The 24,236-nt window shown below is 61.1% G+C and carries 15 protein-coding genes; 6 read left to right on the top strand and 9 right to left on the bottom strand.

Annotated features, from left to right (window positions below; genetic code table 11):
• Positions 1 to 50: 50 nt before the first annotated feature.
• The 4 genes from IAE77_RS04455 to IAE77_RS04440 all read right to left on the bottom strand — a co-directional run bounded on the left by IAE77_RS04455 (position 51) and on the right by IAE77_RS04440 (position 5,763).
• Entirely contained in the window at positions 51 to 2,069 is a 2,019-nt protein-coding gene (locus IAE77_RS04455) for an acetylxylan esterase (RefSeq protein ID WP_294222441.1), read from the bottom strand.
• A 121-nt stretch (positions 2,070 to 2,190) separates the two neighbouring features.
• The gene (locus tag IAE77_RS04450; RefSeq protein WP_294222438.1) at positions 2,191 to 3,084 is read right to left on the bottom strand and encodes a metallophosphoesterase; all 894 of its coding nucleotides are present in this window, start codon (positions 3,082 to 3,084) and stop codon (positions 2,191 to 2,193) included.
• 8 nt (positions 3,085 to 3,092) lie between these two features.
• Positions 3,093 to 4,931 carry a GDSL-type esterase/lipase family protein gene (locus IAE77_RS04445; RefSeq protein WP_294222435.1) on the bottom strand — a complete coding sequence of 613 codons (1,839 nt, stop codon included), beginning with the start codon at positions 4,929 to 4,931 and terminating at the stop codon, positions 3,093 to 3,095.
• A gap of 58 nt (positions 4,932 to 4,989) precedes the next feature.
• A complete protein-coding gene (locus tag IAE77_RS04440; RefSeq protein WP_294222432.1) occupies positions 4,990 to 5,763 on the bottom strand; it encodes a L,D-transpeptidase family protein in 774 nt (257 codons plus the stop codon).
• A 184-nt stretch (positions 5,764 to 5,947) separates the two neighbouring features.
• Between IAE77_RS04440 and IAE77_RS04435 the strand changes: the two genes are divergently transcribed.
• Positions 5,948 to 6,568, top strand: a complete 621-nt coding sequence (locus IAE77_RS04435; protein ID WP_294222428.1) for a DUF4136 domain-containing protein — start codon at positions 5,948 to 5,950, stop codon at positions 6,566 to 6,568.
• A gap of 15 nt (positions 6,569 to 6,583) precedes the next feature.
• Here IAE77_RS04435 and IAE77_RS04430 read toward each other — a convergent pair whose 3' ends face one another.
• Both IAE77_RS04430 and IAE77_RS04425 read right to left on the bottom strand, forming a co-directional pair.
• Positions 6,584 to 7,954: an alkaline phosphatase family protein gene (locus IAE77_RS04430; protein WP_294222425.1), complete on the bottom strand. Its 1,371-nt coding sequence runs from the start codon at positions 7,952 to 7,954 to the stop codon at positions 6,584 to 6,586.
• A gap of 96 nt (positions 7,955 to 8,050) precedes the next feature.
• A complete protein-coding gene (locus IAE77_RS04425; protein WP_294222424.1) occupies positions 8,051 to 9,400 on the bottom strand; it encodes a PQQ-binding-like beta-propeller repeat protein in 1,350 nt (449 codons plus the stop codon).
• Positions 9,401 to 9,464: 64 nt separating this feature from the next.
• Between IAE77_RS04425 and IAE77_RS04420 the strand changes: the two genes are divergently transcribed.
• Both IAE77_RS04420 and IAE77_RS04415 read left to right on the top strand, forming a co-directional pair.
• The gene (locus tag IAE77_RS04420) at positions 9,465 to 10,541 is read left to right on the top strand and encodes a hypothetical protein (RefSeq protein ID WP_294222422.1); all 1,077 of its coding nucleotides are present in this window, start codon (positions 9,465 to 9,467) and stop codon (positions 10,539 to 10,541) included.
• Complete coding sequence (locus tag IAE77_RS04415; RefSeq protein WP_294222419.1) at positions 10,538 to 11,386, top strand: squalene/phytoene synthase family protein; 849 nt, start codon at positions 10,538 to 10,540, stop codon at positions 11,384 to 11,386. Before IAE77_RS04420 ends, IAE77_RS04415 begins: the two co-directional genes overlap by 4 nt.
• Positions 11,387 to 11,398: 12 nt before the next feature.
• Here IAE77_RS04415 and lpxD read toward each other — a convergent pair whose 3' ends face one another.
• On the bottom strand, positions 11,399 to 12,442 hold the full coding sequence (lpxD, locus tag IAE77_RS04410) for a UDP-3-O-(3-hydroxymyristoyl)glucosamine N-acyltransferase (RefSeq protein WP_294222416.1): 1,044 nt from the start codon (positions 12,440 to 12,442) through the stop codon (positions 11,399 to 11,401).
• A 127-nt stretch (positions 12,443 to 12,569) separates the two neighbouring features.
• Here lpxD and IAE77_RS04405 point away from each other — a divergent pair, with 127 nt between their 5' ends.
• Positions 12,570 to 17,027 (top strand): discoidin domain-containing protein, encoded by a 4,458-nt coding sequence (locus IAE77_RS04405; protein WP_294222414.1) that lies wholly within the window; start codon positions 12,570 to 12,572, stop codon positions 17,025 to 17,027.
• A 92-nt stretch (positions 17,028 to 17,119) separates the two neighbouring features.
• Here IAE77_RS04405 and IAE77_RS04400 read toward each other — a convergent pair whose 3' ends face one another.
• Together IAE77_RS04400 and IAE77_RS04395 are read right to left on the bottom strand one after the other, a co-directional pair.
• Positions 17,120 to 18,532, bottom strand: a complete 1,413-nt coding sequence (locus IAE77_RS04400) for a DUF1501 domain-containing protein (RefSeq protein ID WP_294222412.1) — start codon at positions 18,530 to 18,532, stop codon at positions 17,120 to 17,122.
• A 91-nt stretch (positions 18,533 to 18,623) separates the two neighbouring features.
• On the bottom strand, positions 18,624 to 19,607 hold the full coding sequence (locus IAE77_RS04395; RefSeq protein ID WP_294222409.1) for a malate dehydrogenase: 984 nt from the start codon (positions 19,605 to 19,607) through the stop codon (positions 18,624 to 18,626).
• Between the two features lie 131 nt (positions 19,608 to 19,738).
• On the opposite strand from IAE77_RS04395, the gene IAE77_RS04390 reads away from it, so the two are divergent.
• Entirely contained in the window at positions 19,739 to 22,354 is a 2,616-nt protein-coding gene (locus IAE77_RS04390; protein ID WP_345780959.1) for an Amuc_1098 family type IV pilus outer membrane protein, read from the top strand.
• 772 nt (positions 22,355 to 23,126) lie between these two features.
• Complete coding sequence (locus IAE77_RS04385; RefSeq protein ID WP_294222403.1) at positions 23,127 to 24,140, top strand: carbohydrate kinase family protein; 1,014 nt, start codon at positions 23,127 to 23,129, stop codon at positions 24,138 to 24,140.
• Positions 24,141 to 24,236 lie beyond the last annotated feature (96 nt).

Raw genomic sequence — 24,236 nt, 5'->3', positions numbered from 1 at the left:
GAATGGCGTTTGCTTCTGCAAGCGCCGATTCGTTCTGAAGTGACGCGGGCTCACTGCATCAGCCAGTCGTTGGCTGTTGGCTTGCGGTTCTCGTTCTCACCCGCGACCCAGCGTCGATTGGGGTCGTAAAGCGAGAGCATGCCGGGCAGGTCGCGATATTTGGCACCGCCGGGGAGGAACATGGGATCACGGTAGTCGAGCACCTTGCCGAAGCGGAAGCCGTGCGTGCTCACAGCGGCACGGTCCACGTGTTCACCGGCCAGCGCCAGTGAGGCGACAGCGATGGGGCCGGTTTGCGCTCCGAAAGCGGCGAGGCAGACGGTCTTCGGATTCGGATGGCTGCCCACCTTGGTGTTGCGCAGGAAGGTGACGACGCTGAGGACGTCGTGAACGCGTTGGGCGAACAGCGCGTGGTTGTAGCCGAAGGTGTAGCCGGCGAATTCGCGTGGATTGGCGACGACACGCGTCTGTTTGACCGGTTCGCCACCTTGGAAGAGCAGATCGACACCGACGACGGCGTTTCCTGCGGCGACGAGCTGTTTCACGTCGTCATTCGCGATGCCGGAGCGGCCTTTGTCATCGAGCCAGATGACCACGCGGTTGTTCCACTGCTTCGGATAGAGCCAGGTGACGTTCATTTCCTCGCTGTGCGTCTTGTTGGTCAGCGTGCCGGTCATTTCGAGGTGATTGCCGCGATCCTGCTTGTCCTTCAGCGTCCACTCGACCTTGCCCGCCTGATCGTAGGTGCGGCCAAGGATGGACTCGATGCCCTGGCGGAGAACTTGGGGATCAGCGGCCTGGAGCTGCTTGTCGGCATCTTCGGCGAAGTACTTCAGCAGCTTGCGCTCGAACTCGGGATCGGCGGCTTTGGGTGCGGGATGCTTTTCGTCCCAAACGGTGAGCTGTTCTTTCGTCAGCGGCTCGTAGTCCTGCTCGATCACAGGCGAGGGGAAGCCGAGTTTGAAGTGCTTGTTGACGAAGGTGTAGAAGGCGCTGCGGGTGACCGCGTTGTAGTTGTGTTTGAAATGCTCGCCACGGAGCAGGAAGACGTTGTCCTTCTTGCCGTGGGTCGCATACAGCTTCTGCAAATCGGGGAAGCCCTTGGTGGCGAGCTCTTTCGTCCAGTCGTCCGCCGTGTTCATGCCCTGCGGTTTCGGCGCGAAGAGGCCGGCGAACTCGACGTTGCCCGTGCCGATGCGCAGCAGGCTGGCGTTTTCACACGTGCAGCCACCCTGCATCGACGTGCTGACCATCACGCAAGGGAAGGAGAGCTTGATGCGGTCGTCGATGGCCGCGAGCAGCATTGTCTGCGTGCCGCCGCCGCTCGCGCCGGTGATGGCGGTGCGCTCAGGATCGACCTCGGGCAGCGAGAGCAGGAAATCGAGCCCGCGCACGGCGTTCCAGGTTTGCAGGCCCATGATGGACTGCAAGTGCGCCTCCGCCTGCGGGCTGTAGAGGCCCCAGTTCTCCGTCTGGTTCGCTTCAGGGCGCTGTTTGGCAAAGGTATGCACGATTTCACGTGAGAACTGGATCGAGTCCGAATCGCTGAGCATGTCCCACTGCCATACGATGCAGCCCATGCGTGCGAGCTGCACGCACAGCGACTGGAAGATGCTGCTGCCGCCTTTTTCGAAGCGTTCGGCACCGATGGCGATCTCCTCACGCACTTTCTGCGGTTCAGAAAGCGACAGCCGCGCGTCCTTCCAATGTCCGTGAGCGAACATCACGGCGGGAACCTTGCCCTTGATCGTCTTCGGCTTCCACAGGCTGCCGGTGACGTAGAAGCCGGGAGCGCTTTCGAAATACACACGCTCCACCGTGAAGCCATCGCCTTCGACCTTGCCATGGATCACCGCGTTGAGCGGCGTCTTGGCCGGCATCGGCCACAAACCTTCCGCCACGAGGATCTGCCGGCGCACCTGCTCACGACGTGTGTCCCATTCGCTCAAAGACGAGGGCGGATTGAAAGGGAAATAGCCGTTCAGGTCCTTCGGCGGCTGATGCCGGATGTCCTCCGCATGGCTGAACGCGGCAAAGACGGCGGTGAAGAGGAGCGGGAGGTGTCTCATGGTGGTTGGAAAGAGCGAGACACAAACGAAGCGACGCGGGCAAGTTCATCATCAACCCAGCGCCCTGCCCGGAGATCGGCGCAAGGTGCCCGACATGGCGCGTTCGTGACCTGCGGCGCCCTCAAATCCGCCACTTCAGGTCCACCTTCACGCCGTTCCATGCGTGATCAGCCTGATGCGTGTGCGTGGTCACCCCCGCACCCCCTGGAATGAGGCGAAGCATGGTCCAGCCAGTGGTGGAGAGCTGTTTGTTGGCCACGTAGCCGACGGCGGGCGTGTTGAGGATGTGAATGCCTTCGTGTTCGAAGAAGTCGCGGTGATGGATGTGGCCGTGGATGTAGGCTTTGACGTGTTTGCGGGCGACGAGGAGCTTCCACAGCTCCTCCGAATCCTCCAAGCCGCCAGGGAAGTGCTTTGGATCGCCGCCGAGGCGGGGATTGTGATGCGCAAAGACCAGTGCTGGCTTGTCTGCATGCGCATCGAGTGAATTGGCCAGCCATCCGCGTTGCATCTCGCCGAGGGCACCCGGCGCAATCATCGTCTGCTTGAGTGAGTCGAGAAGGAAGAGATTCACGCCGGGCAGTTCCACCACTCCCACATGTTTGGATTCGACCGCTGGGGCGTCTGGCTTCTCGTTTTTGAGGACATCGTAAAAGACGCCGCGTTCATCGTGATTCCCCATCGTCAGGTGCAGAGGCAGGCCCGCATCGCGCAGAGGAGCGATCAGCTTCGCTAAACGCTCGTAATCGCCGGACCTGCCGTCCTTCAAGGCCAGATCGCCATTGATGACGACTGCGGCGGGCCGTTTCGGCAGCGCAAGCAGCCATTCGATGGTCGTGGCGAGGTTGAGCGGGATCGCGGCGTCCTTGGCCTGCTGGGCGCCGATGTGTGTGTCGTTCAGGATGGCGATGAGATTGTCATCCACCTCCGTGGCAGCGACCGCGCTGCGGACCAGGGCGACTGTGGCTCCGATTTGGGAAATGAAGTGGCGGCGGCTGGTGAGGTGCAGAGGCATGGCAGGGTCTATTTCCAAAGGATACGCACCGCATGCACGCGGTTGTTCGCGCCGAGCGGATGTCCGGGCCTGATGACGACATTGGGTGACCAGGTTTGCATCCATTCCGCCACGGTGACCCACGTCTCGTCATCACTGACCTCGCACACGCCGAAGTTCCCCAGGCGTGCGCCGGATTCGGGGACGAGCACGACTTCCGTGTCGCGTTTCACACGCAGCGTGTCCTGGTTCACCTCCGCCATGAACAGCGGGGCGCGGTGGCGGAAGACGTGGTCGTTGTGCGCTCCCTTCCGGGTGTAAACGAGCCACAGCCGTCCTCCGTGAGTCACCCAGTGCTGCTGGGTGTTGTAGTTGCCCAGGTCGCTGCCGTCCTCCCAGCACCACTTCGCCGGCTGGCTGAAGTGAGCGCCATCGTCGCTCACTGAGACGTAACCAGCACTGTCATTGCGCAGCGTGAGGTAGAATCGCCCACCACAGCGAATGAGGGAGGGCTCATACACGCCGCGACCTGATTCCAGCGTCAACACGTCGCCATGACTGCGATACGTGAGCTTCGTGCCGTCAAACGAGCAGCGCAGGACGGTGACGGAGTAGTACTTGTCGGCCTGGCCCTTGAAATAGATGGGCAGCAGGACGTCGCCATTGTCCAGATCGACGCGCTGGACGCTTCCAGCGCCCGCACTGTGGAATGACGGCTCATCTGGCATCTCCAGGGGCGTCCAGGGACTCCATTGCCGCGTCTTGTCGTCATACACCGCCCACGAAGTCTCGCGTTTGCGGTCGTGGATGACCTTGTCGCCGCTGTAGCGCACGGTGTGGCCGATTCCCAGCAGCCGGCCGCTCTGGGCATGCCACTTCGGCGTGAAGTCGCAGGTGGCCACCACGACGCCTTCTGGCTCGTTGCGCCGTCCGAGCGTTTCGGCGTGTTCGGTGATGGGACTCCAGCTTTGGCCGAGATCATCACTGCGTGTGTCGTTTAGCGCGAAAAACACATCGCTACCCGTCAGCAGCAGCTTCTGCATCGTCAGGACCACACCGGGCGTTTTCCCCGGAATGGCACCGGCACGAGGATGCACCCAGCAGGTCCTGCCATCGTAGCCTGCGGATACGATCCGGCGGTCCAGATCAAACGGTGCGTTGGGTGGCAGGCGCGGCAGGAGCTGGACACGCGGACGCAACTCCGGCACCTCACGAATGAGTCCCTCGGCCACGAGCCGCGCCATCATGCGTGCGCCTTCGGTGGAGAAGTGAGATTTGTCCTGCTCCGCAGGGCCGTAGAGCTGGCAGAACTTCTCACCCAACTGGTCAAACAGCGCGAAACTGGCCGCATGGAGGTCGATCACGGGAACATTCGCCTCCCTGCCGACCGCCTTCATGGCTTCCACGTAGGGAGTGAGGGAGGTGGTCATCCTCCCATCCACATAGATGCGTCGGGCCACGGAGGTGATGAGCACGGGATTCCCGCCGCTTTCGCGCACTTCGCGGATGAAGGCTCTCAGATTCTCGCGGCATGTCGTCGCTGGATCGGTGCCGCGTTTGGGATCCTTGAGCTTTTCGTCGTTGTGGCCGAACTGGATCAGCACCCAGCCGGCTTTTTCCTTCAGCACACGGTCCCAGAGTCCAAGATCACGAAAGCTCTTCGTGCTGGCGCCCGAGCGGGCGTGATTGATGATCCTGGCCTCCGGCAGGAACTCGCCCAGCATCTGTCCCCAACCTGCGAGTGTGGGCCGGTCCGCTGGTGGCTTTGGGACGCTGGCGACCGTCGAATCGCCGGCCAGGACGACTTTGAGCGGTTCGGCATGGAGAGCGGCCGTGAGGGCGAGGACAACAGGCAGGACGAGGCGCATGAAACATCAACGGCCAGGTCAGATCAATCTCGCGGGCTTGTCGCCTGCATGACACATCTCACGGCAGGCCCCAGGAGGCCCGAAGAGCGGAGTAGTCGCCCTTTGGCAGCAGGACGTAGTGTGGTGAGGCGGTGGGATCGACCCAGCGGAGCAGACGCACGAGGTCGGATTCTGCCATGGTGGTGCAGCCTGCGCTGGGCTTGTCCGGTCCCCGGCGCACGTGGAAGAAAATCGCGCTGCCGTAGCCTGGCGCGGCCGGTTGCTGATTGTGCCGGATCTCGAGCATCCACTTGTAGGCGGCATCGCCGAGCCTCATGCGCTGCTTTTCAAACCACGGTGGAACACCTTTCCTCGGATCGATGCGGACGTGCTGGTTGTAATAGGGAGAGCCTGAGTCATCCACATAAGCGTCCCAAGGCCCCACCTGAATGTAAGGCCACCGGGCTCCGCCCGGCGCTGTCGCAGCGTAGCCGAACAAGCTGCCGAGCTGAAACACTCCGGCGGGAGCCTTCCAGTCTTTCTCCACCTTCATGGGAATGCCATTGCGTGGCACCGGAAACACGCCTCGCCCCCAGGCGAGGCCTTTTTTGCCAAGCAGCACGGGAAACGGCTTTTCGAAGACAGCATGCCACACGTCGCGGCTGGAGGCACGCTGCCAGCATTGCAGCGTGGCGGTGTTCGAGTTCCAGTTCGCTGCTTGGGCGACGATGACCTGCCGCACGCCACGCCCGATCTGTGCGTGGAGCGCTGTGGCGGGCAACAGAGCAAAAATCGCTGCGGCAAACAGGCCTGCGCGGCATTTTTTTTGATGGCAAATTTTTTGGGATTGCATGATCCCCCACTTTCCGAATATAAATTTAATTAATCAACCCTGCCGGGTTAATTGGATTCAGGTTTTGGGGGTTTTTTTCCTGAGTTCCGAGTGCCGGCAGGGTTGTTTTTTTTGTCTCCGTGAGGTTCGGAGTGAAATCTCGCGCGTTGATTCGAGGCCAAGGCGTACTACAAATGGCGCTTCCATGAACCTCCGGTGCACGTCTGTTATTTTTGCGGCCACAGCCATCCTGGGCCTCTCCTCCTGCTCGAACTCCTCTGTTGTCAGCCTGGACTATGTGCCGGGGCGGATGGTGCGCGGCACGCCGGACTTCGTGGTGGGCGAGTTCAAGGACAAGCGTGGTCAGCAGGCGCAGACGCTGGGGCATGTGCGTCTGCCGGTCGGGCCGACGGTCGATACCGTGCAGACACGGCTGCCGGTTCGTGACATTGTGAGAAACGCCTTCGCTCATGCGCTGGAGGCACGTGGCATGCTGGCTCCAGACAAGGGCGCGCGATTCATCATCAAGGGGGACATTCAGGACCTGCGTTCCCAACTGCTGGTGCACCCCTATGGCTATGCCCGCATCCGTGTGAACGTGCTGGACGCGGCGACGAAGGCGGTGGTTTTCACCAAGGTGTATGATGGCGAGCGCCAGAGCAGCGCTTACCGGCCAGGAAGCGGCTCTCCCGTGCCGGTGCTTCGTGAATTGACTTCTCGAGCGTTGCAGGACGCCGTGGATCGCGCCCTGGACGATCCCAAGATGCGCGAAAGCCTCGCCACAGGCTCGGAAGCGCGTCCACGGTACGCTCCGGGCATGCTTTGATGCTTTCGGCGCGTCTTATTTGAGCGCTTCTTCAAGCACGCGGCCGTCGGCACCGGGGAAGGGGATGCCGAGGAGCTTTGCCATCGTCGGTGTGACGTCGATGTTCTTCATCTCGTCAATCTCACCCCCCGGTTTCACGCCTGCGCCACTGATGACGCAGTTGCCGTAGAGGTTCGAATCGAGCTGGAAATGACCGTGAGCCCCCTTGGGCGGGTCGTTGGGGATGATGACCTCGTTGTCGGCGAGTGAGTCGGTGAAGGTGTAGCCGTCGCCGGCGAGCAGCACGAGATCCGGTTCGCGGCCATCTTTGTCTGCGGTGAGGTGGTGGAGCTTGCTGTCGAAGTCCTTCGCTTCGACGACACCGCTCACGCCTTCAAGCCTGGCCAGTTTCGGCGTGATCTGCTGGAGGATGCTTTCGCGGTTCGCCGTGTCGAGCACATAGACGAAGCATGCGCCGCCTTCGGCCATGGCGAAAACCTGCGAATCGGGAGCCAGGCTCTTGCCGAGCATCGTTTTGACGAACCCATCTTTCTTCAACGCCGAGTTGGCGTTGATCGACTTCGTGTAAGTCACAAATCCGTGGTCGGTGGTGATGACAAAGGTCGTCTTGTCGCGAATTCCGGCCTCTTCGGCGGCTCGAATCAAGTCTGCCACGCGATTGTCGGAATCATTGGCCGCCCAGTAGGCTTCGGCGACCTGCCGGCCATGCGCATGCTCAAACGAATCGAGGCTGACGAGGTGGATCGCCAGGAAGTTCGGCTTGTGCTTCTTGATGATGTGCGTGGCGAGCTGCGCATACATGTAGTCGCGCTGCGCCTTCCCAGCGTTGCCTGCCTTGCACCACTCCATCTGCTTTTCGATGGGGATGCCGGCCGCACGGGCTTCCTCCAGCAACGAAGGCGTGCCGTATTTCTCAAACAGCTCCTGCTCAAACACATCCGGCACCGTCCAGTCGAGCGTTTTGGCTCCGCGTGAGGCGGGCCAGATCACCGCGGCCGTTTTCAGGCCCGCCGCTTTCGCCGCATCGTAAATGGTGGGCGTTTTGACGATCTCGTCCTTGTTGAAGAGCGGATCAGGGATGAGCGGGATCTTCTTCCGCTGCGCACGGTCGAAATAGGCATTCGCCAGCACACCATGCTTGCCCGGATGCACGCCGGTGACGAGCGTGGTGTGGTTTGTCCACGTCACGGTCGGAAACGAGCATTCCATCCGCTTCGCCCGCACACCGTTGGCCGCCAGTGCCTTCACCGCCGGCATGTGGCATTTGGGATCATCAAAGTAATGATGCGCCCAGCCGTCGATGCTGACGAGGATCACGTGCTCGGCGGGAGCCGCGTGGGCGAGAGATGCGGTGGCGGCGAGGAGAGTGAGGGCGCGGGTGAGCATGGCGGTGAGTTGGGCAGTGGATCAGCGGTTCGGTAGGTCAGTGCATGCGTCGAAGGACACTGATCAACCGACCAACGGTCCCGCCGACGCACCGGCTCACTTGCCGACGCGATACAGTTTGTCCTGCGTGCGGATGAAGAGGCTGCTGTCGCTGACAGAGATGCTGGCGCGGACGCTGGCGGCGTTGCCGTTGGGTTTGGAGCCGTTGCCCATCTCGTTCATGCCAAGAAGCTCAAACTTGTCGGTGTTCGCCTTGGCGACATAGACCTCGCCCCAGAAGTTGATGCAATAGACCTTGTCGTCGGCCACGGTAGGGCTGCTCTCAAACTTGGTCTTGCCGCCGAGCTCGCCCGTCCACAGCACCTTGCCGGTTTTCGGTTCCAGGCAGCTCAGCAGCTTCTTGCCGCCGTCGAGCACGTAGAATTTGCCTTTGTAGAAAGCGGGTGTGGGCACGTCGCTGGTCACGCCTTTCGGCTCGGTCTGCCAGACAGGCTGGGTTTCGCCTTTGGCATCGAGAGGAATGGCAAAGATGGGCGAGTTCTTCGGTGCGCAGACAATGGCCATGCCATCGCCCACGACAGGGGAGGGGACGAGGCGGAAGAAGCTGTTGTAGCCTTCGCCCGGAGGGTTCCAGGTGGCGACGCGGGAGAATTCCTTGCCGGTGGCGGCATCGTGGATGGTGAGCGTGTCACCGCCGGAGATCAGCATGAGGCGCTGATCCTTGTAAGTGGTGAACACCGGGCTGCTGAAGGCTTCCAGGGACTCGATCTTCGCCGTGCTGGGGCGGATCTGCTTCCAGAGGTCCTTCCCGTTCGCCGGATCAATGGCGAGGATGTAGCTGCTCAAGTCCTTGCCGGGTGTGCCTTTCTCGAACTTCTCCTGGAACTTGAAGGTTTCGTTGCGCTGAAGCACCTGGATGTAGAGCTTCCCGCTGTCGATGGTCGGGCTGCTGCCATACGTCCACTGCGTGGCGAAAGCGCCGTGTGTTTCCTTGAAATCACGCTTCCACACGATTTTGCCGCTGAAATCGCAGGCTGCGGCAATGGCGTTGGCGAAGAGGAAATATACGCGGTCGCCATCGGTGGCTGCCGAAGGGCTGGCGAGGTTGCTCTTGTCGTCCCACTGCACCTCGTCGCCTTCGGAAATGGTGGTGCGCCACTTCTCTTTTCCGGTCTGCTTGTCGTAGCACAGGCCGACGAGCTTTTTCTCGGCGGCGATCGGGGCTGTGAGGAAGACATTGTCCCCCCAGATCACAGGAGCCGATGCGGCGATGCCTGGAACGTCTGCCGCCCATTTCACGCCGTCAGTCGTGCTGAACTTGGATGGCAGACCGGTCTCACTACTGGAGCCGTCCTGGTTGGGCCCGCGCCAGTTCGGCCAGTTTTCGGCGAGAGCGACGGATTGAAGCGACAGCGAGGCAAGCAGGAGCGCGGAGGTGAGTTTCATGGCGGATGGAGAGAAGCGAATACGGGCTGGCGTGTCGAGATGTTTTCGCGAATTGATCGTCTCCTTGAATCTCTCCCACTGGCAGACAACGACACTCGCCCTCACCGGTTTCATCGCCGGACTGGCTCTGCATCTGCGCTGGCACCCGCTGCGGCAGCATCTGTCGGATGCATGGGATTTTGTGCGGTTGCGGCCAGCCTTGGTACTCTGGGTGGCCGGGGCGTCCCTGCTGGGGGCCACGGTGGGCGACGGGAGGCCCCCGGGCTGCTCGCTGGTGCAACTCAACGACTGGCGGGAGCTGATCCTGCCGCTGGCACGCGATGCGCTGGCGCATCTCGCCCTGCTGCCACATGCGCTGATCCAGCCGTCGCCGTTGGCATGCCTGGTGCCGTTGGTGCTGGCCATGCTGACGATTCGCATCTGGCGCTGGCCGTACCGCTATGGGGAACGACGTCCTGGCCCGGAACAAAAGATCGTGCTGCTGGCGGTCACCGTGACCGGCTTCGCCTGGCTGGCGCTGGAGGTCGTCACACTGAGACGCATGCTGCCGGAGGGGGCAGAGACGGTGAAGCTGGGACTCCGGTACATCTTCACCGCTCTGGCTTGCGCCAGCATGCAGGTGTGGTTGGCGCGTTTCGTCATCGCGTGGGAGAAGCCGCAGGACACAAATGCGGAAAAAGATGCCGTCGCAGCGCTTGAGGAAACCTTTGCCCGGTGGGAGGGAGCGGCGCTGCTGGCGGCATTCGATCTTTTGTGGCTCTGCTGGCGTCAGTGGCAGTTCAGCGTGCCTCAGAGCGTCGGCAGTTGGTTGTGGATCGAGCTGCTTCTGGTCTTTTCAGCGCTGCCGCTGGCTGTGGCGGTGGTTTCAGGCCCCTTCTGGCAGCAAGGTGCGGCTGCTCTCCAGATCCTGCTGCGCTCAGCCTTCCCGCTGCTGTTTTTGAGCATCACCGCAATGGCGATTTTGATTCCGGCCAGGTACGCCTCCGCGCTCGGGCATGCATGGGCTGCGGAATCGACGCTCTGGCGTGTGATCGTGCTGCCGCTGGATGCATTGGCGCTTGCCATGCTGGATTGCTGGCTATTGCTGACCGCCCTTCTTCTGATGCTTCGCCACGGCTTCCCACGTTCTCCCACCGCATGACCAGCGGCACGCTTTCTCCTGAACAAATCACGAAGCGGGCGAAGTCGAACCTGGCCTTTGCGCTCGCCTGCCTGCCAAAGGAACGACGCAGGGACATGATCACCTTTTACGCCTTCTGCCGGGTCGTCGATGACATCGCGGATGCGACGGATGTGGGCGAGGAGGAGAAGGAGAAGGAGCTGGACTACTGGAAGCGATGCGTGGAGGAGGGCCGGCCGCCGGGGCATCCCGTGCTCGATGAGGTGCTGATGCTGCCGCAAAAATACGGCTTCCCGCGTGCATGGCTCGGCGAGATCATCGACGGCGTCGCCAGCGACATCACGAAGACGCGATACGCCACGTTCGAGGAGTTGCTCGGCTACTGCTACAAGGTCGCCAGCGTCGTCGGCCTTGTGAGCATCGAGATCTTCGGCCACACGAACCCGGCCACGCGGGACTACGCGATCAATCTCGGCTATGCCCTGCAGTTCACGAACATCATCCGGGATGTCGGTCAGGACGCCCGCGAAACGGGCCGCATTTACCTGCCGCAAAGCGAATTGAAGAAGTTTGGCGTCCTGGAGAGCGAGATTCTCGACGGCCGGCCCAGCGAGCGCTTCTTTAAAATGATGGACTTCCAGTATCGCCGGGCACGGGACTACTACCAGGCCGCCGCCAAGGCCCTGCCGCCGGAAGACCGCAAAAACATGGTCGCTTCCGAGATCATGGGCGCGATTTATTCACGCATCCTGGAGAAGCTGAAACGCGAGCGCTTTCCTGTCTTCAAGAAGCGCTGCCGCCTGAGCAATATCCACAAGGTCTGGATTCTCGGCAGCCACCTGATCAAGGCGCGGTTTGGCCGATGACACGCGGCGGGCTCAGTCTTCGTCGATTGGATCGCTGCCGGCCGCTTTCTCGAGCTTTTTGACGCGTTTCGTGAGACCGGGGAGACGGTTGATGCCCGCCAGACGGCGCTTCTCTTCGTTCGCAGGAATGGCAGGATACCCCATGTAGGTCGCTCCGCCGGGGAGATCCTTCGTGACGCCGCAGCGGGCGGCGAGCGTGGCCTGGGAGCCGATTTTGACATGCCCGGCGATGCCGCATTGCGCGGCGATGACCACGTAATCGCCGATTTGGGCACTGCCGGCGATGGCGGTGGCGGCGACGATGATGCAGTGCTTTCCAATGACCACGTTGTGGCCGATTTGGACGAGATTGTCGATCTTCGTCCCCTCGCCAATCCAGGTGCGGCCAAAACGGGCGCGGTCCACCATCGTTCCGGCGCCGATCTCCACATCATTGTCGATCTGCACGATGCCGGCCTGGCGCACCTTCCGGTGGCGGCCCTTGTCGAACTCGTAGCCAAAACCATCCGCGCCGATCACCACGCCGCTATGCAGGATCACCCGCTTGCCGATGGTGCAGTCAGTGTGCACCGTAACATTGGCAAACAGCTTCGCGTCCGCCCCGATGCGGACGTTCCGGCCGATGAAACAGCCCGCGCCGATCTCCGCTCCGTCTGCGATCTCCACCCCGTCCTCGATCACCGCCCGCGGGCCGATGCGCACCTTCGCCACCTCGAACTTCACGCCCTCACCGATCACCGCGGTGGCGTGCATGCCGGGTTTGAAGGGTTCCGGCTGCACGCCGAACTTTTCCACGATGGTCTCAAACATCCGCGAAGGATCCGCCACGGCGATGCAGGCCACGTTTTCGGGCAACTTCATCCAGTTGGCCGGCACCAGCACCGCGCAGGCTTTGGTGGTGGCCAGCAGCGTCTCGTAGCGCGGATCGTGGAAGAAGCTCAGATCGCCCTTCACGGCTTCCTTCAAGTTCGCAAAGCCCTCAATCGTGGTCGATTCATCTCCAGAGAGAAGTTTTCCGCCGACGATTTCCAGGATGTCTTTCACAGTTGCGCGCATGAGGGCGCGAGAGTGGCAGTTTGGCGGCCAAAAGCGAACGAAGATATGCTTCGGGGCCATTTTTGGCCGCAAATACTTTTCTGATAGAAACTTTGCCATTTGTGCGGTTTCTGCGCCCCGATTTCCCATGCTCCGAACAGCCCTCCTCCTCGCCCCTTGCTCCCTGCTCGTCGCCGCCGAGCCGCTGAAAGCCCTCCTCATCACCGGTGGCTGCTGCCATGACTACGCGAAGCAGCACGAGGTCATTGCGAAAGGCATCCAAAGCCGCGCGAATGTGCAGGTGGATGTGATCTGGACCGACGACAAGTCCACGAACCCGCCGCTGCCGGTGTATGACAAGGCGGATTGGGCCAAGGGCTACGACATCATCATCCATGACGAATGTGCGGCGAGCATGAACAACAAGGAGACGCTCACGCGCATCCTCGACGCTCACAAGACGATCCCGAGCATCCAGCTTCACTGCGCGATGCACAGCTTCCGCACGGGCGAGGATCGCTGGTTCAAGCGACTCGGCCTGCAATCGAACTCCCACGGCCCGCAGGAGCCTATCGCGATCACATTTGTCGATAAGGAGCATCCGATCGTCACCGGCCGTAATCGGGGCATTCCTGCCCCGTCTGGGACAGGGGACAAGAATGTCCCCAATACCTTGGCGGATTGGACCACGATCAAAGAGGAGCTTTATAACAATGTGAACCTCTTCGACGCCCATCCGCTCGCGATGGGCCGTCAGATGGTCAAAGGCAAGGCCGTGGATGCCATCGTGGCCTGGACGAACGAAAAAGACGGTGCCCGCAGCTTCAGCACGACTATTGGCCACAACACCGAGACCGTCGCTGATGCGCGTTACCTTGATCTCATCACGCGCGGCCTGCTCTGGGCCTGTGACAAGCTCACGCCGGATTACCTGACGCCGTTCCAAGGGCAGAACAAAGTGACCTTTGTGCCTGCAAAGCCTGCTGAAGCTCCGAAGCCGGCCCCCACGCCGAAAGACGCCACGGGTATCAAGGCGACCGCGAGCAGCGAGGAGACGGGCAAGAACAACTTCGCCTGGCGGGCCGTGGACAACGACGAAAGCACCCGCTGGTGCGCCAGCGGCCCGGATTATCCGCAGTGGCTGCAGCTTGAGCTGGAGAAGCCGCAGACGCTGACGGGCATCGAGACCTCGTGGGAGAACCAAGGCGTGTATCAGTTCAAAGTCGAAGGCAGCGCCGATGGCAAGACATGGACCACACTCGTCGATGGCAGCACGAACGAGAAGAAGGCCCCCTACTCGAATGACTTCGCCAAGGCCGACGGCATCCGTTTTGTGAAGGTGCATGCGCTGGGCAATAAGAGCGGCGGCTGGGCCAGCATTCGCGAAGTGCGGCTGAAAGGCCCGGGCATCAAAGCATTGTCACCATTGAATAAGCCCCATGAGTCCTATTCGACCTATAAGGATAGCGGAAACGTGCCGCCCAAGATCGTCAAACTCACTCCCGAGCAAGAAGCGGCCATTTTGAAGGATGTGAAGGTCGCGGAGGGCTTTGATGTCACCCTTTTCGCGAACAGCGCTGCGGCGAACTACCCCGTCTTCGTCGCCGCGGAGCCGGATGGCACGCTTTACGTTTCCTCGGACGGGAATGGCTCGCTGGGCCGCAATCCGAAGCGTGGTCGAGTCATCCGCCTGCGCGATCTCGATGGCGATGGCCGCGCGGATGAGACGAAGGTCTTTTGCGAGGTCGATGCGCCGCGCGGGCTTGTGTGGGATCACGACCGGCTTTACCTCGTGCATCCGCCGCACCTCAGCGAGTTCATTGATGCCGATCACGATGGCGTCGCGGAGAAGCAGAACATCCTCGTGAAGGACATCGCCTTCGGTTACAAGGACCGCCCGGCCGATCACACCACGAACGGCCTCAGCCTCGGCATCGACGGCTGGCTTTACATCGCGGGCGGCGACTTCGGCTTCATGAAGGCCACCGGCACCGATGGCAAGACGCTCCAGCATCGCGGCGGCGGCGTCATCCGCGTGCGTCCAGATGGCACCGGCCTCGAAATCTACTCCACCGGCACACGCAACATCCTCGAAGTCGCCATCAGCCCGCTGATGGACATCTTCGCCCGCGACAACACGAACGACGGCGGCGGCTGGAACGTGCGCTTCCACCACTTCACCGGCCTCGACGACCACGGCTACCCGCGTCTCTACAAAAACTTCAACGAGGAGTGCATCCAGCCCCTCGCCGACTACGGCGGCGGCAGCGGCTGCGGCGCGGTTTACATCGACGAACCCGGCTTCGGCACCTGGAACAACGCCCCTTTCACCTGCGACTGGGGCAGCGGCGCTCTCTGGCATCATCAGGTGAAGCCCAAAGGCGCCACCTTCGAAGAAACCCGCAAGCCTGAGCCCTTCATCAAAATGACCCGCCCCACCGACGCCGATGTCGATGGCATGAGCCGCGTCTATTGCTCCAGTTGGAAAGGCGCGACGTTTGATTGGGCCGGACCGGATGTCGGTTACATCGTTCAGGTGAAGCCGAAGGGCTTCAAAGCGGAGCCGCTGCCGAATTTCGCGAAGGCGAAGGATGAGGAACTCGTGAAGGTGCTGGAGTCCGCGAGCAACCGCCGGAGGATGGAGGCGCAAAGGGAGCTGGTGAGGCGGAATTGGGGAAATGTTCACGCTGCCTTGCTCAGCGAAACCAACGATACTCAAAACAATCTGAATCTTGAGACTCTGGTCGCCGCAGTGGGCGTCTTTGTGAATCACCCTCAAGCAAGTGGGGTGCTCGAATCTGCGCAAAACTTCAGTTATGAAGGCCAAAAGCTACAGTGGAACATCAGCCGACACATGAGACACGTTCAAGTGGACAAGCCTAAAAACGGCTCACCAAGCAAGCCATTTCACATCAACACCATGCCAAGATTTATCGGAGTTAGCCCCGACGACTCTTCCATCATGCATCTGGCTTGGATCGAGCAATTTGTAGCCACAAACAAAGCTCGAAGAATAGTCGATTATTCTTCGCCTGATGTCATGAATGAGTCCGAGGTTCTCAGGCCCATCGTGGTAGAGGCATCTCGGCGGATTGGGGCTGAGGCTGCTATAGAATGGTTCAGGAAACTGGATGAAACCAAGCATCCATACCTACAAGACCTTAGTTTGAGATGCCTCCGAGTCATCCACACCCCCGAAGTCGTCACCGGCCTCATCGAGCGTCTCGGCAAGGCCACCGATCCCGCGTTGCGCCAAGGCATCCTCGCGGCGCTGTGCCGTCTGCATTTCAAGGAAGGCGAGTGGAAGGGCGATTCGTGGGGCACGCGGCCGGACACGCGAGGGCCGTATTACCAGCCGGAGGCCTGGAGCGAGACGCCGAAGATCGCCGTGGCGCTGAAGGACGCGCTGGCGAAGGCCACGCCGGAGGAAGCGGCCTTCCTGGTGAAGGAACTGAACCGCAACCGCATCCAGTTCAACGAAGCGCAGCAGCGCATCCTCGAACTCGCGAAGAAGGACCCGAAGGTGCTGCCGGAGCTGGCGGCGCAGATGGCCGGTGCGGAGGAGGTTCCGGCGGAGGCGGTGCCGCTGCTGGTTGGTTTGGTTCGTAATGGGGGCATTCCTGCCCCCTCCGATGCAGGGGCCAAGAATGGCCCCGATACTCTCTCCACCGCCATCATCGCGCTCTCAAAAACAGACAGCGCTGAAGCCGTTCAAGCTACTTTGGCTGCGCTGGAGCCGCTCAAGAAGCTCCCGGACTCCGGCAAAGACTACGAAGCGGCCTTCAACGCCTTCTTGAACGCGCCGAAGCTCGAAAATCACCATCAGCTCGTCGAGCAGATCGCCGAGAAGGGCGAGTGGCCGGTGTCGATGTATGCGAATGCCGCGTTGCTGAACCTCGCGAACCGCAAAACGGGCAGTCCGGAGTCCATCCAGCTCACGCAGAAGGCGCTCGACAAGGGCTGGGCCGATCCGAAGCACCGCAAGCTCATCATCGACGCCATCAGCGCCTCCAAGCACATGCCCAGCGCCGCCAAGGTGCTCGCCTCGCTCGATGATGCCGATGCCGAGGTCAAAGGTGCCGCCGAACGCGCCGCGAAGGCTATGCGCATCCAGAAGATCGAGGATAAAACGCCGAAGCTCGCCACGCTGACGCTCGAGGACGCGCTCGCGGCCGTCTTGAAAGAAGCGGGCGATCTGGCGCTGGGTGAACAAGTCTTCACCCGGGCCACCTGCGTCGCCTGTCATACGACCCAGGAGTCCGAACCACAGAAAGGGCCCTATCTCGGCAACATCGCCCAAACTTACAAGCGGCCTGAACTGGCGCAGAACATCCTCGATCCGAACAAAACGATCGCCCAAGGGTTCGCGAGTGAGATGATCACGCTCAAAGACGGGACGCAGCAGATGGGCTTCATCACCCTCGAAGGCGCGGATGAGGTCAAGCTGCGCAACATCGCGTCCCAGGAGTTCATTTTTAGAACCGCCGACATCAAGCAGCGTCAAAAGCTGCCGATGAGCATGATGCCTCCGGGCCTGATGATGAACTTCACGGTGAAGGAGTTCGCGAGTCTGCTGGGCTATCTCGAGGCGCTGGCGAAGAAGTGAGGGCATCGTTCCAAGTTCCAGGTTTCACGTTTCAGGATCTTGAAACATGAAACTTGGAACCTCAACCGCACCGGGCGTGGCGGTCTGGCACCCTACGAAATCACTTCCTTCACGACGTGGCCGTGAATGTCGGTGAGGCGAAAATCGCGGCCAGCATGGCGGAAGGTGAGTTTTTCGTGATCGAGACCGAGTTGGTGAAGGATGGTGGCATGCAGGTCGTGCATGTGGACTTTGTCCTCGACGGCCATGTGGCCGATGTCGTCGGTGACGCCATGGGAGAGACCTGCCTTGAAGCCACCACCCGCCATCCAGACGGTGAAACCGAGCGGGTTGTGATCGCGGCCGGTGCCGTTTTTCTCAGCATAAGGCGTGCGGCCGAATTCGCCGCCCCACCAGACGATGGTGTCTTCGAGCAGGCCGCGTTGTTTGAGGTCGTAGAGCAGGCCTGCGATAGGTTTATCAACTGCGGCAGCGTGGTCGCCATGCTTGGGCAGATTAGAGTGCTGGTCCCAGGCGGGGTTGTTGGAATTGTCGCCGTAATTGACCTGGATGTAACGCACTCCCTGTTCAGCAAGACGACGGGCCATGAGGCATTGGCGACCGTAGTTGTCGGTCGGCTTCTCATTGATGCCGTAGAGCTTCAGCGTGGCCTCGGATTCGCCGCTCAGATCCATGACGCCGGGCGCATTGGTCTGCATGCGGGCGGCGAGTTCGTAGCTGCGGATGACGGCGTCGATCTCAGTGTCGCCAGGCATCGCCTTGGCGGCCTGCTCGGCATTCAACGAGCTGAGGAGGCTGAATTGTTTGCGCTGCTGCTCGGTCGTCCAGATGGAGTTCGTGATGTTCTTGATGGAGGCCTCGCTGGCAGGCTGGCCGCTGCGACCGACGGGGGTGCCTTGGAAAATGGCCGGCAGGAAAGCGTTGCCGTAGTTGCGCGGGCCGCCATTGCCAAGGGACGGACTGATGGTGACGAAGCCCGGTAGGTTCTCATTTTCCGCGCCGAGTCCATACATGACCCACGATCCCATGCTGGGCCGGATGAAACTGGTGGTGCCGGTGTGCAGGAACAGCGTGGCAGGACCATGAGCGACGCCTTCGGTGTGCATGCCATGCAGGAAGCAGAGGTCGTCGATGTGCTGATTGATGTGCGGAAAGAGATTCGAGCCCCAGTGACCGGTTTCGCCATGCTGCTTGAAGTCCCATAGCGGTTTCATCACGCGCTGGAGAGCGCCTTTGCCCGTCTTCGCGATCGCCCGCGAATCGGCGACCTCGATGATCTTGCCGTCGTCTTTGAGCAGACGCGGCTTGTAGTCGTAGGAATCGACGTGGCTCACGCCGCCTTGCATGAAGAGGAAAATGACGCGCTTGGCCTTCGGCTGGTGGTGCGCTCGTTTGACGGCCAGCGGGTCTGCCAGGGCGGCCTGGCTTTGCGCCATGGCCTGCCACGCCAAGTAGCCGAAGCCGCAGCCGGTGGTCTGAAGGAAGTCGCGTCGGGTGGAGAACATGGGGCGTTAACGCTGCGGCGCGGACGGATTTCGCCAAGAAAAAGCCCCATGAGCCACGAGGGCGCATGGGGCGGAGATCGAACGAGGCGAATTACAGCATTTCAGCCACGAAGGAACGCTCATCGACGAGTTCCTTGTTCGTGGCGGCGATCTTCGACTTGGCGAAGTCGTCCATCTCATAGCCCGTGATGACTTCGTAGCTGCCAGGGGTGGTCGTGCGGACGGGCATGCCGGCCCAGACTTCCGGATCGAAGCCGTAGAGGCCATTGCTCTTCACGGCGACGGAATGGATGGCGCCTGGGGTGACGAGCGAGCGGACGTGATCGACGAGCGCGTTGGCGGCGGAGGCGGCGGAGGAGGCACCACGAGCGGCGATGATGGCAGCGCCACGCTTGCCGACGGTTTCGCAGAACGGACCTTCCAGCCAGGCCTTGTCGTTGATGACTCCCGCTGCCGGTTTGCCGCCGATGGTGGCGTGCGCAAAGGCCGGGAACATCGTGGGGCTGTGGTTGCCGTAAATGAAGATGTCTTTCACCTCGGTCAGATCGACGCCGGCCTTCTGCGCGAGCTGGGTCTGAGCGCGGTTTTGATCGAGGCGCACCATGGCGGTGAAACGGTCCGGCGTGAGGCGCTTGGCCTGGGACGCGGCGATCATGCAGTTGGTGTTCGCGGGATTACCGACGACCGCGACGCGCGCGTCATCTGCGGCGACGGCGTCGATGATCTGGCCCTGGCCGATGAAGATTTTGCCGTTGTCCTTGAGCAAATCAGCACGCTCCATGCCCGGGCCACGCGGCTTGGCACCGACGAGGAGGCACCAGTTGGCGTCTTTGAAGCCCACGGCGGGATCGCTGGTCTGCACGATGCCTTTGAGCAGCGGGAAAGCGCAGTCATCGAGCTCCATCGCGACACCGGCGAGGGCCTGCATCGGCTTCTCAAAGGGAGCCTCGATGAGCTGGAGGATCACGGGCTGATCCGGGCCGAACATGGCTCCGGAAGCGATGCGGAAAAGGAGGGCGTAACCGATTTGACCGGCGGCGCCGGTGACTGCGACTCTGATGGGGGCTTTGGACATGACTTGGGGTGGTAGGAACGGCCAAGAGAGCAAGGGACGACGATTGGGCAACTGCGGGGGCGAGATTCGTGGCAGAAAATGCTTGGGCGTGCGGCTGAGTCCTGTTATAACCCCGATTTACCGAAATTTTGATGCTCCCGAAGTCTTTTTCGAACTCCCCCCAACCCAAGCACCTGCGGACCCTGATCGGGCGTGGGGTGATTGCTTCCCTGGTCGTGACATTTGGTGCTGGAACGACGGTGTGGTCCCAGACCGTGAGTGCCATGGCCCAGGCTGAAGCCCGGCGTCGTGCCATTCAGGTGAACAACGCGCGGGAGGAAATCGAGCGCGGATACCAGTTGATCGAGGAGAAGAAGGCGGAGGAAGCCTTGACGCTGTTCACAGCCACTTACGATTCGCTCCCGAACATCCCGCTGGCCCAGGAGCACCGGATGGCCGCGCGGAACGGCTATGTCGTCGCCGGCTGCCTGCACGCCCAGGCTTTGGCGGCAAAGGGGGATCTGGACGCAGCGAACAAGCTCATCGAGAAGCTGCTTTCACCCGAGGTCGCACCAAAGGACGCACGAGTGCTGGCGCTTCAGAAGCGGCTGGCCGAACCAGACCGGTTTCCGCCGGCTCTGACCGCCAAACATGTCGCGAACGTGGAGGCCGTGCAGACCTTGCTGCTGAAGGCGAATTCGTTCATCGAGATCGGGGATCCCGACAAGGCGATCGCGACTTACCAGGACGTGCTTCGCATCGATCCATACAGCAGCGCTGCACGGCGCGGCATGGAAAAGGCCGAGCAGCAGAAGCAGCGCTACTACAAAGCCGCCTACGATCACCAGCGCTCGAAGATGCTGTCTGCGGTGGATCAGACGTGGGAGGACCAACTTCCGCCAACCGTGCAAGACGTGAGCGCGATGTTTGGGGCGAGCATGCAGGCCAATGCCTATGGCCGGAGCGGGCGTGAAGCCATCACCCAGAAGCTGCGGACACTCATTTTTCCCACCGTGGATTTCGCCGGAGCCACGCTGGATGAGGTGGCGGAACTGCTCCGTGTGCGAAGCCGCGATCTCGACCCGGAAGGGAAGGGCGTCAGCTTTGTGTTGAATGTCCCTGACGATGCCCGTGGCAAGCCGATCAGCCTGAACCTCTCCAGCGTGCCCATTGAGGAGGTGCTGCGCTACGTGAGTGAAATGTGCGGCGTGACTTACAAGGTGGATGACCATGCGGTGACCTTCGTTTCCATCAGCGACCGCAATGGCGCCTTGATCTCCCGCACCTTCCGGGTTCCACCTGACTTCATCCAGAGCGCACCAGCGGGAGATGCGGCGGCTCCGCCCACCGATCCCTTTGCCCAGCAGGCCCCTGCTGGCGGCGGGTTGGTGATCCGCAGGATGGGAGCCAAGGAGTTCCTGGAGGCGCGTGGCGTGACGTTTCCCGAAGGAGCCAGCGCCTATTTCAATTCAGCCACCAGCATGCTGACGGTTCGGAACTCCGTTCCTAACATGGAGGTGGTGGAGACACTCGTCGAAGCGGCGGCCAAGTCTGCACCCAAGCTGGCTGTCGTCCAGATCCGCATGCTGGAGGTGAACCAGAAAAATGTCGAAGAACTCGGCTTCGACTGGCTGATGGGCGCTGTGGGCATGAATGGAAACAACGTTTTCCTCGGAGGAGGCAGTTCAGGGAGCGGCACACCTTTCAATGCCGCGAACTTTCCGTTTACTACGAATCTGACGATTCCTGCACAGACACTACAGGTGCCCAATCCGGTGCCTCCCCCGGCTCAGATCGCATTTGATGTTTTCCCAGCAATACCTGTCAACGGTGCGCTGGCCGGGCCGATCCCAGCTGGCGTGCCGAGGCCTGTTCCTTACGGTGGTGGTCCCATCACCTCGGGGATCAGGTCAGGGAGCTTGGCTGTGGAGCAAAACACAATTGACAGTTTGCTGCAGACTGGATCGGCAACTGGCGGTGGAGCAGTGGCCCCTGGGGTGCTGTCCGTGGCAGGTGTGTTTTCAGATCCCCAGTTTCAGTCAGTCATGCGAGGGCTCTCGCAGAAAAAAGGGATTGATGTGAATGCATCACCCAGCGTGACGACAAAGAATGGATTGAAAGCGCAGGTGGAAGTTACCCGCGAGTTCATTTATCCCACGGAATTCGAGCCGCCTCAGCTCCCGCAGGGGAGTGCCCGAGGATCGCAAATGATCGCCACTCCCACGACTCCAACGGCGTTTGAAATGAGAAAGACCGGGGTGACCGTGGAGGTCGAGCCGATCATCTCGGATGATGGCAGAACGATTGAACTCACCTTGACCCCTGAGCTGACGGAATTCGAAGGCTTCGTCAATTATGGTTCTCCAATCAATTCCCCGGCGAGTTTGTCTTTTTTGACCGCCCTTTTGAACCTCGATCCCACTGACGACAACGGTGCAGATACTCAGGTTTACGTGCCGCTTGCCCAGTCAGAGCAGCTTATAACACCAAACTTGATCCTCCAGCCAATCTTCAAAACACATAAAGTGCAGACGGCTGTGAAGATCTGGGATGGTGCCACGGTGGTTCTTGGCGGTGTGAAAATCCAAAAGCATACTGCGGTCAATGATCAGGTGCCGTTGCTCGGGAATCTGCCGTTTGTCGGGAGGTTCTTCAAAGGAGAAGTGATGCAGACCGAGACCAAAAATGTCGTGATCTTCGTGACGGTGAACGTGGTTGATCCATCGGGACAGAAGATCAATCGGGACACGGCTTCTGTGGCTAGGTAGAGACCTGCGATCTGGATCCAGAGCCATTAGGCCGCTTTGAGGTCGTTGAGCGGCGCTTGATCTCGACATCGGCGGTTGGCTGTGGCGATTCCACCAGTTCGCCGGTGAAGTTTCGCATCGCTCAGCCGCTGGCCAATCTGGCGAATCCACCCTGCCGTGAAGAGCCTGGACGGTGAGTTTGCGTTCCAGTTCGCTGGGGGGATGGGTCGATCCCTCCGCCGTGCGGTTCCTGATCACCAGCGCCCTCCTGGCGCATCCGCCTGGCATCATGAAGGCGACGAGCCTGACACTGTGGATAGGGATTCAAGGCTTTAGGTGCGGTCCGATGACGGCGATGACGGCTCGGCCTCCACCTTAAAGTTACCCAGAGGCAGAGCCAGATCTCAGCTTGGGGGCCCCGCTGGAGGTAGGCTGGCTCCTCCCGAGGTCGTAGCATTTACCGACCGGTGGCGTTACGAAACGACGGCGGAGATCGTGCGACAGCTGTCGCACCAACGTGTGGCGGGCTGCCCTTCCGCCTCGGCCGAGGTTTTCCTCCGCGCGCTGATGTCGCTGGATCAGACCCGGCCATTACGTTCCGTAGTACTGGACTGGTGCTCCGATGACACGGCTTACCCGTGTGCTGTAGCAGAGTCCTGGCACACCAACGGTGCGTCACGTCGCCTGAGTTCCCCGATTGTATTGATTGGCAGAGCCGTCGAAAAAGACCGATGGAACACTGATCGACGAATTCCGCGGCCACTTTGACCGTATGAAGCCCTCAACCAAATCCATGACTCGCACAGGAATCCTCGCCGGCGGCAATTTCATCATCGATCACGTCAAGATCATCGACGCGTGGCCGGAGCAGGACATGCTGGCGTTCATTCACGACGAGACATCATCCAACGGCGGCGGACCTTACAACGTGCTCAAAGATCTGGCGGCGATGCAGGTTGGCTATCCGTTGGAAGCGGCCGGACTCGTTGGCACGGATGCGAATGGCGACTGGATTCTGCGCGACTGCGCCGCCACAGGCATCGACACAACGCAACTGCATCAAACCGACGCCGCGCCGACGAGCTACACGGATGCGATGACGGTCCGCGGCACGGGCAGGCGCACGTTTTTTCATCAACTGGGCGCCAATGCCATCCTGGGAGAGGCGCACTTCGATTTCTGCCGCACGCAGGCCAAAATCTTCCACCTGGGCTATCTGATGCTGCTGACGGAGATGGACCGCCTGCCGCCCGACGGGCGCACGATGGCCGGCCGTGTGCTGGAGGCCGCCCAAGCCGCCGGTCTGCTGACGAGCGTGGATCTCGTAAGCTCCACGAACCCACAGTTCCGGCAGGTCACCGAAGCCTCGCTGCCCTTCACGGACTATTTGATCGTGAATGAGATCGAGGCGGGCCATGCGACCGGCGTTGATCTGAAATCAGCGCCACCCGATCTCGAAAAGATCAAGACCGCCGCCCTGCTGCTTCTCGCGCAAGGCGTGCGCCGCGAGGTCATCATTCATTTCGAGGCCGGAGCCGTGGTCGCTGAAAAAAACGGCACCGTGCATCATCAGCCCTCTCTCAAACTGCCTGCTGGCTTCATCGCTGGAGCCACAGGTGCGGGAGATGCCTTTGCTGCCGGTTATCTGCACGGCACGCACGAAGGGTGGCCAGTGGCCGAACGTCTGCGTCTGGCCGTCTGCACCGCCGCGATGTGCCTGACGCATCCCACGCCGTCGCAAGGGCTGAAGCCGGTCGCGGATTGCCTGAGGCTGGTGAGCGATCTGGGCTTTCGCGAAGCAAAGTAGCCGCCTCGCTCCGCGAGACGAGCCTGTGGCTAGGCAGTGTTTTAAAACCTCAAAAGGCGAGAGAAAGAAGTTGTACTCACGGGTTGGATAACGGAT

This window comes from Prosthecobacter sp. (genome assembly GCF_014879935.1).
Classification (GTDB): domain Bacteria; phylum Verrucomicrobiota; class Verrucomicrobiia; order Verrucomicrobiales; family Verrucomicrobiaceae; genus Prosthecobacter.
This window is presented reverse-complemented; position numbering and strand designations above follow the sequence as displayed.